The sequence below is a fragment of the Dickeya oryzae genome (assembly GCF_009372235.1).
GTDB lineage: Bacteria > Pseudomonadota > Gammaproteobacteria > Enterobacterales > Enterobacteriaceae > Dickeya > Dickeya oryzae.
The window spans coordinates 19,856-35,574 of record NZ_SULL01000017.1 but is presented as its reverse complement, the minus strand read 5'-3'; the positions used below and the strand labels follow the sequence as shown (position 1 = coordinate 35,574).

Here is a 15,719-nt window from a genome sequence, read left to right as displayed (position 1 = left end):
TCCCGCCACCCACATTAATTTACGCAACGTTACAGAAACGAAATATTAACACCGGGATAAAATAATATTCAGGAAGAGTTGTAATTCATGAAAAGCGATACATACTTTTTCTGTAGGCGGTTTACCCACTGTTTTTAAAAGTAATTTTGTAAAATGTAGCTCACGTGTGACGGGTCAGACAAAATTTGTAAACAGCGGACTGACATCTCTTTAATGATGTTTACAGTGCGGTAACCTTCCCGTAAAATGCCCGCTCGCGTGAAATGACAATAGAGCCCTTGTAATTGAGGTCGCTAGATGAGACTCAGGAAATACAATAAAATTTTTGGGATGTTGTCTTTAATCGCTACCACACTGCTTCTTAGTGGTTGCGATATGGCATTGATGAACCCCAAAGGACAAGTCGGGTTAGAGCAACGTTCGTTGATACTGACAGCACTCGGTTTGATGCTGATCGTTGTTATCCCGGTGATCATTATGACGATTGCCTTCGCCTGGAAGTTCAGAGCCTCCAACGAAAAAGCGAAGTACACGCCAAACTGGTCGCATTCAAACAAAATCGAAGCCGTTGTCTGGACGGTCCCTATCATCATTATCCTCATCCTTGGGACGATCACCTGGAAAACTACCCATTCGCTTGATCCGTATAAGCCTTTGGATTCCACGGTCAAACCCATTAATGTTGAAGTGGTGTCTCTTGATTGGAAATGGTTGTTCATTTACCCGGATCTTGGCATCGCCACGGTCAATGAACTGGCGTTCCCGACCAATGTTCCGGTCAATTTCAAGATTACATCCGACACGGTGATGAACTCCTTCTTTATCCCGCGTCTTGGTGGTCAGATCTACGCCATGGCCGGCATGCAGACCCAGTTGCACTTGATCGCCAACGAGCCGGGCAAATACGACGGTATCTCTGGTGGTTACAGTGGCCAAGGGTTCTCTGGCATGAAGTTCACCGCCATTGCGACCCCGGATCAGCAAGCCTTTGACCAATGGGTTGAGAATGTACGCAAGTCATCCAAAACGCTGAGCACGATGAATGACTTTAACAAACTGGCACAGCCTACCGAGTACCATCCGGTAGAGTACTACTCTCAGGTACAACCTGATTTGTTCCGCCAGATCATTACCAAATTCATTGGCAACAACATGAACATGCAGCATGGTGCTGAAGGCGAGCCTAAAAAAGAAGAAGGCATGCAGAATCACCAGGGCATGAACATGAGCGAGCACTCCTCTCATTAAAGGAGTCGAGGGATAAACGATGTTCGGAAAATTAACTCTTGATGCGATCCCCTACCATGAGCCGATTATCATGGTCACGGTGGCGGCAATCATTGTAGGTGGATTGGCGCTGCTGGCTGCCGTTACCTATTTCGGTAAATGGAAATGGCTGTGGTCCGAGTGGTTCACCTCTGTGGACCATAAGAAAATCGGTATCATGTACATCATCGTCGGCCTGGTGATGATGCTGCGTGGCTTTGCTGATGCCGTGATGATGCGTGGTCAGCAAGTGCTGGCTTCCGCTGGTGAAGCGGGTTTCCTTACTCCTCACCACTATGACCAGATCTTCACCGCGCATGGCGTTATCATGATTTTCTTCGTGGCGACGCCGTTTGTTGTCGGTCTGATGAACCTGGCCGTGCCATTGCAGATAGGCGCACGTGATGTGGCCTTCCCCTTCCTGAACTCACTGAGCTTCTGGCTGTTTGTTGCCGGCGTTATCCTGATCAACCTGTCGTTGGGGATCGGGGAATTCGCCCAGACCGGTTGGGTGGCCTATCCGCCGTTGTCGGGTAAGGAGTACAGTCCCGGTGTGGGGGTAGACTACTGGATATGGAGTCTCCAGATTTCCGGTGTCGGTACGACGCTGACTGGTGTTAACTTCTTCGCCACCATCATGAAAATGCGCGCGCCTGGCATGAGCCTGATGAAAATGCCGGTGTTTACCTGGACGGCGCTGTGCACCAACATACTGATTATTGCTGCGTTCCCGATTCTGACGGTGACCATTGCGTTACTGACGCTGGACCGTTACCTCGGCACCCATTTCTTTACCAATGATATGGGTGGCAACATGATGATGTACATCAACCTGATTTGGGCCTGGGGCCATCCGGAAGTGTACATCCTGGTGCTACCGGTTTTCGGTATTTACTCCGAAGTGGTGGCAACCTTCTGTAAAAAACGCTTGTTTGGCTATACCTCACTGGTATGGGCAACCATCGCGATTACCGTCCTGTCGTTCATCGTTTGGCTGCACCACTTCTTTACCATGGGTTCTGGAGCCAACGTCAACGCCTTCTTCGGTATAGCGACGATGATTATTTCAATCCCTACCGGGGTTAAAATCTTCAACTGGCTGTTCACCATGTACCAAGGGCGTATTCAACCGCATTCTGCCATGCTGTGGACCACCGGTTTCATCATCACCTTCTCCATCGGTGGTATGACTGGGGTACTGCTGGCTGTTCCGGGCGCTAACTTTGTACTGCATAACAGTCTGTTCCTGATCGCTCACTTCCATAACGTGATCATCGGTGGTGTGGTATTTGGCTGCTTTGCCGGTATCACTTACTGGTTCCCGAAAGCATTTGGCTTCACGCTGAATGAAACCTGGGGTAAACGCGCGTTCTGGTGCTGGATCATCGGCTTCTTCGTTGCCTTTATGCCGCTGTACGCACTGGGCTTCATGGGGATGACGCGTCGTCTGAGCCAGCAGATCAACCCGGAATTTCACCCGCTGCTGGTGGTCGCTTCCGTCGGTGCCGGTCTGATTGCACTCGGCGTGCTGTGCCAGATTATCCAGTTTGCCGTCAGTATCCGCGACCGCGATCAAAACCGCGATCTGACTGGCGACCCGTGGGATGCTCGCACGCTGGAATGGGCAATGTCTTCACCGCCACCGTTCTATAACTTCGCCATCGTGCCGCATATTCAGGAACGCGACGCGTTCTGGGAAATGAAGGAAAAAGGTGAGGCCTATCGCAAACCGGCACAGTATGAAGAAATTCATATGCCAAGAAATACCGGTGCGGGTGTAATCATCTCCGCATTCAGCCTGGTGTTTGGTTTTGCGATGATCTGGTACATCTGGTGGCTGGCGATCATCGGTTTTGTGGGCATGATTGTAACCTGGATAGCTCACAGCTTTAATCAGGACGTGGACTACTACGTGCCGGTTAACGAGGTCGAACACATCGAAAATCAAAACTTCGATAAACTCAGCAAGGCAGGCGTGAAAAATGTCCACTGATACGTTAACTCATCACAACACAGCCCATGCCGAGCATGGGCACCACGACACCGGTTCCAATAAGGTTTTCGGTTTCTGGATCTACCTGATGAGCGACTGCATCCTGTTTGGGATGTTGTTCGCCACCTACTCCGTTCTGGTGAACGGTACCGCTGGCGGCCCGACGGGCAAAGAACTGTTCGATCTGAAGTTCGTGCTGGTAGAAACCTTCGCACTGCTGTTTAGTAGTATTACTTACGGCATGGCGATGATTGCCATGAACAAAGGTAACAAGAGCCAGGTTAACGCCTGGCTGGGTCTGACCTTCCTGTTTGGACTGGTGTTTATCGGGATGGAGATCTATGAATTCCATCACCTGATCGTAGAAGGCGCAGGCCCTGACCGCAGTGCATTCCTGTCTTCCTTCTTTGCGCTGGTTGGTACTCACGGTATCCACGTGACTTCAGGCCTTATCTGGATCGCCATCATGATGATTCAGGTAACGAAATACGGCCTGACCAGCACGAACAAAACCCGTCTGATGTGCCTGAGCTTGTTCTGGCACTTCCTTGATGTGGTATGGATTTGTGTCTTCACTGTTGTTTATCTGATGGGGGCGATGTAATGAGTCATTCCACACACGATCATGCAGGCGCCAGCCACGGTAGCGTGAAGTCCTATCTGATTGGTTTCGTCCTGTCCATCATCCTGACCGTCATTCCATTCGGTCTGGTGATGAATGGTTCGGCGTCCCATAGCGCCATTCTGTTAACCGTGCTGGGTTGCGCTGTTATCCAGATCCTGGTTCATCTGGTGTACTTCCTGCATCTCAACACCTCATCAGAAGAGCGCTGGAATCTGGTAGCCATCGTGTTTACCGCCCTGATTATCGCAATTGTGGTGGTGGGATCCATTTGGATCATGATGAACGCGCACCACAATATGATGATTCAGTAACCGAGCCTTTTACATGATGATTAAGCAATACCTGCAGGTCACCAAACCCGGCATTATTTTTGGCAACCTGATTTCCGTTATCGGTGGATTTTTACTGGCAGCCAAAGGCACCATTAACTATCCACTGTTTGTCGCGACCCTGATCGGGGTATCGCTGGTTGTTGCATCTGGTTGCGTCTTTAACAACGTTATCGATCGTGACATCGACAAAAAAATGGAGAGGACCAAGAATCGGGCTCTGGTTAAGGGGCTGATTCCGCTTAAAAATACGCTGGTTTACGCTTCGCTGTTAGGTATTGCTGGCTTCGCGTTACTGTATCTTGCGGCAAATCCGCTGGCCATGTGGCTGGCGGTGATGGGGTTTGTGGTATACGTCGGTGTTTACAGCCTGTACATGAAGCGCCATTCGGTTTATGGCACGTTGATTGGCAGTCTTTCCGGTGCAGCACCGCCGGTTATCGGCTACTGCGCTGTGAGTAATCAGTTTGATGCTGGTGCACTGATTCTGCTGCTGATTTTCAGTTTGTGGCAGATGCCGCACTCTTACGCCATTGCGATTTTCCGCTTTAAAGATTATCAGGCGGCGAATATTCCGGTGTTACCGGTCGTCAAAGGCATTTCCGTCGCGAAGCACCATATTACGCTGTATATCCTGGCGTTTATGATTGCCACATTGATGCTATCGCTGGGTGGTTATGCTGGTTACAAATACCTGGTGGTGGCCGCGGCGGTCAGCGTCTGGTGGCTTGGCATGGCGTTATCCGGCTACAAACGCCCGAACGACGATCGTGCCTGGGCCAAGAAGCTGTTCTTGTTCTCTATTGTCGCGATTACGTCATTGAGCGTCATGATGTCAGTCGATTCCATGACACCGATGCAGGACACGCTGCTGACCTACCTGCACTGATCTCATCAGTCTATACGACCTATACGACCAGACAGACGGGCTTGCCCGTCTGTTTTTTTATCTCCCCTCCCCTGCTTTGCCAAATACGGAAACAAACCCGTCGTTTACGCCTTCTGGCTCGGACACTAAAATAGCGCTGATAAAATATCAGAGGTAGCAATGAACGATAATCGCATGACCCCGATTGAACAGCGGGCAACATGGGGACTGGGTCTGGTTTTTTCACTTCGCATGCTCGGCATGTTTATGGTGCTCCCGGTACTCACCACCTACGGTATGGCTCTGCAGGGCGCCAGCGAGTCACTGATTGGCATTGCCATCGGCATTTATGGCTTGATGCAGGCGATTTTTCAAATCCCATTCGGGCTCATGTCTGACCGTATTGGTCGCAAACCGCTCATTGTTGGCGGCTTACTGATATTTGTGCTGGGTAGTGTCATCGCCGCACTCAGCCATTCCATTTGGGGGATAATTCTGGGTCGTGCTTTGCAGGGCTCCGGGGCGATTTCTGCTGCGGTTATGGCGCTGCTGTCAGACTTAACACGTGAACAAAACCGCACCAAAGCTATGGCGTTTATTGGTGTCAGCTTCGGCATTACGTTTGCTATCGCCATGGTAGTCGGCCCGATTGTTACCCATGCGTTGGGGCTGAATGCGCTGTTTTGGGGAATTGCGCTGCTGGCGCTGCTGGCTATCGCCATCACGCTGGCAGTCATTCCCTCCGCCCCTTCCCATGTGCTCAACCGTGAGTCGGCCATCGTGCGTGGCGGTGTCGCCAAAGTACTGGCCAATCCTCGCTTGCTAAAACTCAACTTCAGCATCATGTGCCTGCACATTCTGCTGATGTCGAGCTTTGTCGCTTTACCGAGAGTCATGGAGCAAGCAGGTCTGGCACCGCAGGACCACTGGAAAGTCTATCTGACCACGATGCTGATATCGTTCGCGGCCGTGGTGCCATTCGTCATCTACGCAGAAGTAAAACGCCGCATGAAGCAGGTGTTCATTATTTGCGTGATGATACTGATTGCCGCAGAGCTGGTTTTGCTGCAAGCAGGCCACCATGCGCTGTGGCAACTCTTTATCGGCATTCAGTTGTTCTTTCTGGGCTTCAATGTCATGGAAGCATTGCTGCCATCCCTTATCAGCAAAGAGTCGCCAGCAGGCTACAAAGGTACTGCCATGGGGGTTTACTCCACCACCCAATTTATGGGGGTGGCGATTGGCGGTAGTCTTGGCGGCGCGCTGTATGACCTGCATGGCGCGTCACTGGTATTCAGTGCGGGCGCATTGCTGGGGGTAGTCTGGTTATTGGTCAGCGTCACCATGCAGGAACCACCGTATCTGAGCAGCCTGCGCATTACCCTACCGGATGAAGCGCTACGCGATAGCAAGCTGTCCGATAAACTGCAACAGCATCCTGGCGTGGCCGATGTGGTGATCGTACCGGACGAACTCAGCGCCTATGTGAAAATTGATCGCAGCAAAACCAATCGGCAGCAGTTGGAACAGCTCGTCGGTCAGACGGCCAAGCTAGCCTAAGAGGCTAACTGCCCGTAGAAGCACCACCGTCACGACGTCAACGAGGTCACCCCAAACCACCTCGTCGATTGAAAAACCAAAGGCACCATTTCGGTGCCTTTGCATATTTAGCGTATCACTGCCTGAACAGCAGCCGGTTTAATCGCGGAAGTTGTTAAACTGAAAGGGTTGCCCTAAATCAGCACCACGCACCAGCGCAATCACACCTTGCAGATCATCGCGGGATTTCCCGGTAACGCGGACTTGTTCGCCCTGGATCTGGGCCTGCACTTTGAGCTTGCTGTCTTTAATCAGTTTAACGATTTTCTTCGCCAGCGTAGTTTCAATACCTTGCTTGAGCTTCGCTTCCACACTGTAGGTTTTGCCACTGTGTTCCATGTCTTCAGGGATATCCAGCGAACCGCCCTCAATTCCGCGTTTTGCCAGCTTTTCCCTTATGATTTCAATCAATTGCTTAACCTGAAAATCTGATTCACTGGTCGCCTTGATGGTTTGTGCTTTTTCATTCAGTTCAAAGCTGGCAGGCACATTACGAAAATCCCAGCGAGTACCCAGTTCACGGGTCGCGTTTTCCACCGCATTGCGGACTTCCTGCATATCGATTTCCGAAACAATATCGAAAGATGGCATAATTTTTTCTCCTGACAATAGCTGCCGAGCATGATAACCGCTCACGCCCAATAAGCAAACTTCACCGACCTTACCGTCTTCGTGGCGACAAGCAGCGGCAGACGGCAGCAGAATACTTTATGATAGACAGGAAAGATGATAGGTCGGAAAGATGATAGTCCGGACAGACGCAAGCTGGCCCGATAAAGGAAAGTGTGGATGAAAATTACCGTTCTTGGCTGTGGCGCCATCGGTCAACTCTGGCTTAATGCGTTACATCGGCAAGGGCATGATGTACAAGGGTGGTTGCGCATTCCGCAAGTTTCCTGCCAGATTAACGTTACGATGCTCAGCGGTGAGCGTTGTAACCTTAATCTGACAGCCAACAACGCAGAACATCTGGCGCAAAGTGAATTACTGCTGGTCACGCTAAAAGCGTGGCAAGTCTCCGATGCGCTTGTCACGCTGCTCCCTCGGCTACGCCCCGACTGTACTATTTTATTGTTGCATAACGGCATGGGTACCTGGGAAGAACTGCCGCCAATCAGCCAACCGTTATTGTTAGGTGTCACCACGCATGCTGCACGGCGAGACATCTCGACAGTGGTACACGTCGCGGCTGGCGTAACCCACATCGGTTCGCTTGGACGTACCACACACCGCGAAGAAGAACAAAGCCAGTTGGCTGAAACGCTGCATCAGGCGCTGCCTGACGTTGCGTGGCACACGCATATTGCGGCAACCTGCTGGCTGAAACTGGCCGCCAATTGCGTCATCAATCCGCTGACCGTGCAGTACCAGTGTACCAACGGCGAGTTACAGGCTTATCCCGAAAGAATAGCCACTCTCTGCCAGGAAGTGGCGCTGGTCATGGACCGCGAAGGTTTCCACACCTCGTCGGAGAGCCTGCTGCTTTATGTGAATCAAATCATTCAGAACACGGCGGCTAACACATCGTCAATGCGTCAGGACGTGCTGGCGCAGCGTCATACGGAAATCGACTACATCACCGGTTACCTGCTGCGTCGCGCTCGCGCCCACGGACTCGCCCTGCCGGAAAACAACCGCCTGTTCGACTATATCAAACGAAAGGAGAATGAATATGACCGCCTCGGTTCTGGTCTGTCTGGCACCTGGTAGCGAAGAAATCGAAGCCGTGACCACCATCGACCTGCTGGTCAGGGCGGGGATCCGCGTCACCACAGCCAGCGTCGCGAGCGATGGCAACACAGAGATCACCTGTTCTCGTGGTGTGAAACTGCTTGCTGACGCGCCGCTGGTCGCCGTCGCGGATCATGACTTTGATGCGGTCGTGTTGCCTGGTGGTCTGCAAGGTGCTGAGTGCTTTCGTGACAGCCCGTTGCTGGTTGAACGCCTGCGCCAGACCCATCAGGAAGGAAAAATCGTCGCGGCGATCTGCGCGTCACCCGCTGTGGTGCTGGAGCATCATCAGTTGTTTCCTGTCGGCAATATGACCGGTTACCCCGCACTGAAAGAGCAGATTTCACCAGAAAAATGGCTGGAAAAACGGGTGGTATTCGACCCACGCGTCAATCTGCTGACTAGTCAGGGTCCGGGGACCAGTATCGACTTCGCACTGAAGCTTATCGATCTGCTACTGGGTAAGAGCAAAGCCGCAGAAATCGCTGCACAACTGGTTCTGCCGCCGGGGATCTACAATTATCAGGATCCGGCTTAATCTGCCGTACAAAAATAAATATCCTCCGGCATAGCCGGTAATGCCAGTCAGTTAAGCCACTGACTGGCATTACCCGGCAACTCACTTATCTGCGGCGGGTCGTTACTGCCCGAACATCTGTTTGATCCAATCAGGAACGCTGCCACCATCTTGTTGCTGGCTTGGTTGATTTGGCTGACTCGGACTGCCCGACGATGCAGTTGGCGATTGCACTACCTGCTGCTGGCTGGCCTGACACAGTGCTTGCGGATTATCCGTCCATACCGGCAGTGCCCGGCCCGCGCTACCATTACAGATAAAGTTGCCGCTGCTATCCACCGTCATGGTGGTAATGCCTTCTGGCGGTGTCAGCATCAACGGTAGCGGCGTCTGGTTTTCCAGATAGCGACGGTAGATAGTCAACGCCCCGTTGGCCCCGGTGAGTTTCGCCGGGCCGTTGTTATCTCGCCCGACCCAGGTGATCACCACTTCTCTGCCATCGACGCCCGCAAACCAGCTATCGCGCAAATCGTTAGTGGTACCGGTTTTCCCCGCCAGATGGTAATTGCCGAATTTCACCATCAGCGAACGCGAAGTACCACGTTCCACCACCTGCTGCATGCCGTACAAGGTCAGGTAAGCCGCCTGTGACGGCACCACCCGTTCAGCCTGCGGGAAGCTCTGATACAGCACCTTACCGTCTTCGGCAATCACCGAGCGCAGCGCCGAAAGCGGCGCGCGACTGCCACCACTGGCGATAGTCTGGTACTCCTGCGCAACTTCCATCGGCGTCAGGCTAATAGCACCCAGCAACATCGCCGGTACCAGTTGAATCTGGTTCTGCGGGATCCCCAGCTTCTGCAACGTATCGCTGATCTGGTCCAGCCCAACGGCCATCCCCAGATTGACCGTCGGGACGTTGAGTGAATTCGCTAGCGCATCCACCAACATCACCCGACCACGGAATTCGCGATCGTAGTTTTTCGGCTCCCAGATGGTGCCGTTCGGCTGTTTAAGCGAAATCGGCTCATCCGGCAGGATAGTATTCAGACGGTAACGATCCGGCATACTGAGCGCGGTCAGATACGTCGGTGGCTTCGCCAGTGAACCAACGGAACGACGCGCCTGCATGGCACGGTTAAAACCAGCAAACTGGGCATCGGAACCGCCCACCATCGCCCGAACCTCGCCGCTAAAGCGATCGACAATCACCATCGCCGATTCCAGGTCCTTAACACCACGCGCGGCGCGCAGTGCAGGGATGCCGTCCTCCACCGCTTTTTCCGCCGCATCCTGCGACACCGGATCCAGTGTAGTGAAGATTTTCACCCCGGACAGATCGTTCGCCTTGTCACCCAGCCGCTGCTGCAACTCCTGGCGCACCATCTGCATAAATGCTGGTTGTGGGCTTATCACCCCTCCTTTCGGCTGCACCCCTAACGGACGCGCGCTCAGCATGTTATACAGGTCTTCGTCGATGACCTGCTGGTTCTGCAACAGCTTCAGCACCAGATTACGGCGCTCCAGCGTGACCTGTGGGTTACGCCATGGGTTGTACAGCGACGCCCCTTTTACCATTCCCACCAGCATCGCCTGCTGATCGAGACTCAGTTCGTCTACCGGACGGCCAAAATAGTAAAGGCTAGCCAGTGGGAAACCACGGATTTGATCGTTACCACTCTGACCGAGGTACACCTCGTTCAGATACAACTCCAGAATGCGATCTTTGCTGTAGCGGTAGTCCATGATCAACGCCATGTAGGCTTCGTTGGCTTTACGCCACAACGAGCGCTCGTTGGTCAGGAACAGGTTTTTCACCAACTGCTGGGTCAGCGTACTGCCGCCCTGCACTGCCCGGCCCGCCGTCAGGTTGGCTATCAACGCACGGCCAATGGAGTAGAAACTGATACCGTCGTGCTCGTAGAAATGACGGTCTTCGGTGGCGATCAGCGTTTGTACCAACAGATCGGGGAAACCAGAACGCTGGACAAACAGCCGCTGTTCACCGTTTGGCGATTGCAGCATGGTAATCAGCTTCGGATCGAGCCGGAAGAAGCCGAAATTACGCTGATTATCCATGTTTTGGATCTGCGACAGCCGACCGCTGCTGAAGATCATCTTGGCGTGGATCTGCCCTTCTTTGCCATCCGGGAAATCGAACGGACGACGCAGAATTTCAATGCTGTTGGCCTGCACCGTAAACTCGCCCGGACGGGTAATCCGGCTCACTTCACGGTATTGCATGCCTTCCAGCAGTGTTGTCATGTCTTTCTTGCTATAAGGCATGCCGGGCTCAAGGCTGACCATGCGGCCATACACCGCCGCGGGCAGTTGCCATACCTTGCCGTCGATACGACTGCGGATTTCTCCGTCGAGGTACACGCCGTAAACCGACATCACCACCACGAAAATCAGGAATAGCCGGATAAGCCACCCCAGCCAGCGGCGCTTTTTACGTGGCCGCTTGCTCATGACCTCTTCCTCGTCATCCTCGTCATAGTCGTCTTCATACTCATCGTCATAATCGTCGTCGTAGTCATCATCCCTGCGACGGCGCGTCGCTTGCCTGCGAGGGGGAGTGTGTCGTGACGCACTACGTTTGCGCCCGATAGGTTCGCGGTCATCCCGAGACATTACAGTGACATCTCCATCAGGTTACTGACGGCTCAGGGTTACTCACCATGGCCGTCTACTCTGTGTCTCCCACGCTACACAAGGAAGGGGGAAACATCTGAAATTAGGTGTTCTGGTATTTTCTGGTACGCCGCGTTGGTGCCGTATTCGCCGGATCATCCGGCCAGACATGTTTGGGGTAGCGCCCTTTCATTTCTTTTTGCACCTCACGGTAAGCTCCATTCCAAAACGCCGCTAAATCACGGGTTATCTGCAAGGGCCGCATCGCCGGAGAGAGCAATTCAAGCACCAGCGCCACTCGCCCCTCCGCCAGTAACGGGCTGGCCTGCTCACCAAACATTTCCTGCAACCGAACCGCCAGCACCGGGGCTTGATCCGCTTCATAGCGGATCAGTAAATGGCTGCCGCCAGGCGCGGTATAGTGACTGGGTAACGCACTATCCAGCCGCTGACGTTGCGGCCAGTCAAGCAGCCGCCACAGCGCTTCGCTCAGGTTGACCTGATTGAGCGTACGGCGATCCCGCACACCGTTTAACGATGGTAACAACCACTGTTCCAGCGACGCCAGCAACGCGGCATCATCCACCGCAGGCCATGCCACCTCCGGCAACCACTGTCGGGCGCACAGCAGACGCTGGTGCAACTGTTGTGCCGGTTCATCCCAGTTCAACACCGACAGCCCTTGTTCGCGCAGCCAGTTAAGCATCGCCTGCTGCAATGCCTCGTCTGAGGGTTTTGCCAACGGACGGGAGGACAACGTCAGGCTGCCAATATGCGTGCGCAGGCTGGCGCGCAGGGTACCTTTTTCTTCGTCCCAGTGCATCAGATTCTGTTCAGCCACCAGTTCCGGCCGCTGCCGTACTAACGCATCGATATCCACTGGCAATGCCAGTAACACACGCGCATCCGCACTGTTCGGGCTTTGCATTAGTACCGGAGCCAACAGCCATTCTGAGGCCGCTAACGCCTCATCCACCGGCAAACTGGCACCGGTACCGTTCGCCAGTTGATAACGTCCATCCTGACCTCGTCGTCGGGCAAGGCGATCCGCAAACCCTATCGAGAGTAACCATGCCGCCAGGCTCTCATTCACCTTACCTGACGCCTTACCCACACGACGCGCCAGTTGTTGCGCCCGGCGTTGCCAGTGGCCAGCGGGTCGATGCAGTGCATCGAATAAATTGGGGGAGCCTGCGCGTGGCGGCTCTTCGATAATCGCCGCCAATAATGCCGCCGTCGCCAGCGCATCGCCGTCCTGCCCGGCAGCATGCAACATCGCCGCCAGTCGAGGATCGCAGCCCAGCGCGGCCATCTTACGCCCGTCTACTGTCAGACGCTGTTGCGTATCGCACACACCCAGTTGCAGTAGTAAACGCTCAGCCGCCAGCAACGCCGGTTGAGGCGGGCTATCCAGAAAGTTGAGCTGAGCAACATCATGACAACCCCATTGCAGCAGATCCAGCCACAAACCGGACAGGTCGCTGTGCAGGATTTCCGGCTCACTTTGTGCCGCGGCGCGTTCTGCCTGCTCGCGGGCGAACAGATGCCAGCACACGCCCGGTTCGAGTCGTCCGGCGCGCCCGGCCCGCTGCACCATGGATGCCTGACTGATGCGTTGTGTCGTCAGCCGGGTCAGACCGGTTTTAACATCAAACAACGCCACCCGCTCCAGCCCGCAGTCCACGACCACCCGAATCCCCTCGATGGTGAGACTGGTTTCAGCAATATTGGTCGCCAGCACCACTTTGCGCCGCCCGACGGCGGCCGGAAGAATCGCCTTTTGTTGCTCCGCCAGCGTCAGCGCGCCGTAAAGCGGACACACATCGACCTGACAACCCCCTTCGTCAGGCACCACGTCGGCCGAGAGTGTGTTTTCCAGCAGTGTCTGCACTCGCTTGATTTCCGCCACACCCGGCAAAAATACCAGTAATGAACCGGCTTCGTCCTGCAACAAACGATAAACGAGTCGGGCGGTGGCCTCTTCCAGTCGCTCCTGCGAGCCGACTGGCTGGTAATGTCGCGTAACCGGCCATGAACGCCCTTGCGACGATACGCAGAGCGATTGAGGTAATAAGGAAGCCAGACGGGCATTGTCGAGCGTGGCGGACATAATCAATAGCTTCAGCTCATCACGCAGCCCTTGCTGGACATCCAATAGCAACGCCAGCGCCATATCTGCCTGCAAACTGCGCTCATGAAACTCATCCAACATGACCAGCGAAACACCCTCCAGCGCCGGATCCTGTTGCAGCATTCGGGTCAGAATACCCTCTGTCACTACCTCCAGTCGGGTTTGGCCGCTCACCCGGCTTTCTGAACGCATACGGTAACCGACAGTCTGCCCAGGCGTTTCACCCAGCCACTCTGCCAGCCGGAAAGCCACACTTTTAGCCGCCAGCCGACGAGGCTCGAGCATAATAATGCGGCCGGGAAACTCACACCGCTGTAATAACTGCAACGGTAACCAGGTCGATTTTCCTGCGCCGGTCGGCGCATGCAGCAACACCTGTGGTGCGGTATGCAACGCCTGGATAACCTCATCCGCAACGGCGCTGACAGGGGGTAGATTCACATAACGCTCCGTCACCATACAGTCCCATTCACTGACGTAATCATCATCATTTGTTATCGATAGTGTTCAATACACCATCAATGAATAAAGAAAAAGAACACCCCGCCGCCCATCGGGGCATGACGATAAGAGGCAAAACGCCGCCTTAACTTTATTCAGCGGGCATTAACTTTATTCGGCAAGCATTGTAGCATCGGAACCCCGCAGAACAGAGAGATTGCCATGACGCCAACCCGCCGCCTGTTTTTTGCCCTTTCGCTGCCAGACGCGGTCAGCCAGCAGATCGTGCACTGGCGTGCAACGCAGTTTGCTCAGGATGCCGGACGCCCGGTGGCGGCCGCGAATCTGCACCTGACGTTGGCCTTTCTCGGTGAAGTTAGCGACGCCAAAATGCAGGCATTAATGACACTGGCAGGTCGCATCCGCCAGCCAGCGTTCACCCTGAATCTCAACGATGCGGGACACTGGCCACGCCCCGGCGTGGTATGGCTGGGCTGCAGCCAGGCACCACGAGGCTTATTGCAACTGGCGGATATGCTGCGTTCACAGGCGGCGCGCAATGGCTGCTACCAGCCAGCGCAGCCTTTCCACCCGCACATTACCTTGCTGCGCGGTGCCACCCGCCCGCTGTCGCTTCCCGCCGCCACATTCAACTGGACGGTACATGCCGAGCAATTCTTTCTTTATGAATCATCCACTGAAGCTGGGCGTACTCATTACCGCCCGCTTGCCCACTGGCCGTTGCTGACAGCCTAAGAGACTATGCATGCAATTTTCCCCACCGCTGCGCCCGGCCACGCTGCTTAAACGCTACAAGCGATTTCTGGCTGATGTGGTCACCCCTGACGGCACCACCCTGACGTTACATTGCCCCAATACCGGAGCGATGACAGGCTGTGGCGCGCCTGGCGATACTATCTGGTATTCCACCTCCGACAACCCTAAACGCAAGTATCCTCACACCTGGGAACTGACGCAAACCGCGCAAGGGCACTGGATTGGTGTTAACACCCTGCGGGCGAATCAACTGGTGCTTGAAGCGCTGCACGCCAACAAACTTTCGGATTTAGCAGGTTACACCACTCTCCGCACCGAAGTGCGCTATGGTTCAGAAAACAGCAGGATAGATCTGTTATTACAGGCAGAAGGACGCACTGACTGCTATATTGAAGTCAAATCAGTCACATTATTGCAACATGGATGTGGTTACTTTCCCGATGCGGTGACCCTCAGGGGACAGAAGCATTTGCGGGAACTGCAACAGATGGCGTCACAGGGTTGTCGCGCCGTATTGTGTTTCGCCGTGCTGCACTCTGGCATCGGCCAGGTTTCAGCGGCGCAACACATTGACCGACATTACGCCGAATTATTACAACTCTCACAGCAGCAGGGGGTTGAAATTCTGTGTTACGGTACCCATATCAGCCCAGATAGCATGACGCTAACAGGGCGGTTGCCGTTCAATAACGTGACGTCAGCGAGCTAATTCTGCCACGCGTTATGTATTATCTGATGGGATTATGTCGTTCCTCACACTTTGTCAGGCCAGTGTCGGGAATGATTGCCAACCACACATCCATCTGTT

The 15,719-nt window shown here is 54.1% G+C and carries 13 protein-coding genes; 10 read left to right on the top strand and 3 right to left on the bottom strand.

From position 1 onward, the window contains the following. Positions 1–297 precede the first annotated feature (297 nt). The 6 genes from cyoA (at position 298) to FAZ14_RS18015 (ending at position 6,641) form a co-directional block, all read left to right on the top strand. Positions 298–1,248: a cytochrome o ubiquinol oxidase subunit II gene (gene cyoA, locus FAZ14_RS18040; RefSeq protein WP_016942079.1), complete on the top strand. Its 951-nt coding sequence runs from the start codon at positions 298–300 to the stop codon at positions 1,246–1,248. A gap of 19 nt (positions 1,249–1,267) precedes the next feature. Next, positions 1,268–3,259, top strand: coding sequence for a cytochrome o ubiquinol oxidase subunit I (gene cyoB / locus FAZ14_RS18035; RefSeq protein ID WP_153508973.1), 1,992 nt, complete (start codon positions 1,268–1,270; stop codon positions 3,257–3,259). Further along, a complete protein-coding gene (locus tag FAZ14_RS18030) occupies positions 3,249–3,863 on the top strand; it encodes a cytochrome o ubiquinol oxidase subunit III (protein ID WP_016942080.1) in 615 nt (204 codons plus the stop codon). The genes cyoB and FAZ14_RS18030 overlap by 11 nt, the downstream gene beginning before the upstream one ends. Further along, entirely contained in the window at positions 3,863–4,195 is a 333-nt protein-coding gene (locus tag FAZ14_RS18025) for a cytochrome o ubiquinol oxidase subunit IV (RefSeq protein WP_016942081.1), read from the top strand. Before FAZ14_RS18030 ends, FAZ14_RS18025 begins: the two co-directional genes overlap by 1 nt. A 16-nt stretch (positions 4,196–4,211) precedes the next feature. Next, positions 4,212–5,102: a heme o synthase gene (cyoE, locus tag FAZ14_RS18020; protein WP_023639160.1), complete on the top strand. Its 891-nt coding sequence runs from the start codon at positions 4,212–4,214 to the stop codon at positions 5,100–5,102. A 159-nt stretch (positions 5,103–5,261) separates the two neighbouring features. Beyond that, entirely contained in the window at positions 5,262–6,641 is a 1,380-nt protein-coding gene (locus FAZ14_RS18015; RefSeq protein ID WP_016942082.1) for an MFS transporter, read from the top strand. A gap of 138 nt (positions 6,642–6,779) precedes the next feature. Here the strand turns inward: FAZ14_RS18015 and FAZ14_RS18010 are convergent, their stop codons facing one another. Beyond that, complete coding sequence (locus FAZ14_RS18010) at positions 6,780–7,271, bottom strand: YajQ family cyclic di-GMP-binding protein (protein WP_016942083.1); 492 nt, start codon at positions 7,269–7,271, stop codon at positions 6,780–6,782. 198 nt (positions 7,272–7,469) lie between these two features. Here FAZ14_RS18010 and panE point away from each other — a divergent pair, with 198 nt between their 5' ends. Both panE and yajL read left to right on the top strand, forming a co-directional pair. Next, complete coding sequence (gene panE / locus FAZ14_RS18005) at positions 7,470–8,390, top strand: 2-dehydropantoate 2-reductase (protein ID WP_016942084.1); 921 nt, start codon at positions 7,470–7,472, stop codon at positions 8,388–8,390. Further along, the gene (yajL, locus tag FAZ14_RS18000) at positions 8,353–8,949 is read left to right on the top strand and encodes a protein deglycase YajL (protein WP_016942085.1); all 597 of its coding nucleotides are present in this window, start codon (positions 8,353–8,355) and stop codon (positions 8,947–8,949) included. The genes panE and yajL overlap by 38 nt, the downstream gene beginning before the upstream one ends. A 102-nt stretch (positions 8,950–9,051) precedes the next feature. Here yajL and mrcB read toward each other — a convergent pair whose 3' ends face one another. Beyond that, positions 9,052–11,562: a bifunctional glycosyl transferase/transpeptidase gene (mrcB, locus tag FAZ14_RS17995; protein ID WP_153508972.1), complete on the bottom strand. Its 2,511-nt coding sequence runs from the start codon at positions 11,560–11,562 to the stop codon at positions 9,052–9,054. Between the two features lie 103 nt (positions 11,563–11,665). Then, a complete protein-coding gene (gene hrpB, locus FAZ14_RS17990) occupies positions 11,666–14,152 on the bottom strand; it encodes an ATP-dependent helicase HrpB (protein WP_420890254.1) in 2,487 nt (828 codons plus the stop codon). A 204-nt stretch (positions 14,153–14,356) separates the two neighbouring features. On the opposite strand from hrpB, the gene thpR reads away from it, so the two are divergent. Further along, a complete protein-coding gene (gene thpR / locus FAZ14_RS17985) occupies positions 14,357–14,890 on the top strand; it encodes an RNA 2',3'-cyclic phosphodiesterase (protein WP_153508970.1) in 534 nt (177 codons plus the stop codon). Positions 14,891–14,900: 10 nt separating this feature from the next. Beyond that, the gene (gene sfsA, locus FAZ14_RS17980; RefSeq protein ID WP_016942089.1) at positions 14,901–15,620 is read left to right on the top strand and encodes a DNA/RNA nuclease SfsA; all 720 of its coding nucleotides are present in this window, start codon (positions 14,901–14,903) and stop codon (positions 15,618–15,620) included. The last annotated feature ends 99 nt before the right edge of the window (positions 15,621–15,719 follow it).

Bases quoted from the DNA above. Each gene is read 5' to 3' on its own strand.
- panE (WP_016942084.1), top strand. From the start codon at position 7,470: ATGAAAATTACCGTTCTTGGCTGTGGCGCCATCGGTCAACTCTGGCTT.
- FAZ14_RS18030 (WP_016942080.1), top strand. From the start codon at position 3,249: ATGTCCACTGATACGTTAACTCATCACAACACAGCCCATGCCGAGCAT.
- cyoE (WP_023639160.1), top strand. From the start codon at position 4,212: ATGATTAAGCAATACCTGCAGGTCACCAAACCCGGCATTATTTTTGGC.
- FAZ14_RS18015 (WP_016942082.1), top strand. From the start codon at position 5,262: ATGAACGATAATCGCATGACCCCGATTGAACAGCGGGCAACATGGGGA.
- yajL (WP_016942085.1), top strand. From the start codon at position 8,353: ATGACCGCCTCGGTTCTGGTCTGTCTGGCACCTGGTAGCGAAGAAATC.
- hrpB (WP_420890254.1), bottom strand. From the start codon at position 14,152: ATGGTGACGGAGCGTTATGTGAATCTACCCCCTGTCAGCGCCGTTGCG.
- sfsA (WP_016942089.1), top strand. From the start codon at position 14,901: ATGCAATTTTCCCCACCGCTGCGCCCGGCCACGCTGCTTAAACGCTAC.
- FAZ14_RS18010 (WP_016942083.1), bottom strand. From the start codon at position 7,271: ATGCCATCTTTCGATATTGTTTCGGAAATCGATATGCAGGAAGTCCGC.
- cyoA (WP_016942079.1), top strand. From the start codon at position 298: ATGAGACTCAGGAAATACAATAAAATTTTTGGGATGTTGTCTTTAATC.
- mrcB (WP_153508972.1), bottom strand. From the start codon at position 11,562: ATGTCTCGGGATGACCGCGAACCTATCGGGCGCAAACGTAGTGCGTCA.
- cyoB (WP_153508973.1), top strand. From the start codon at position 1,268: ATGTTCGGAAAATTAACTCTTGATGCGATCCCCTACCATGAGCCGATT.
- thpR (WP_153508970.1), top strand. From the start codon at position 14,357: ATGACGCCAACCCGCCGCCTGTTTTTTGCCCTTTCGCTGCCAGACGCG.
- FAZ14_RS18025 (WP_016942081.1), top strand. From the start codon at position 3,863: ATGAGTCATTCCACACACGATCATGCAGGCGCCAGCCACGGTAGCGTG.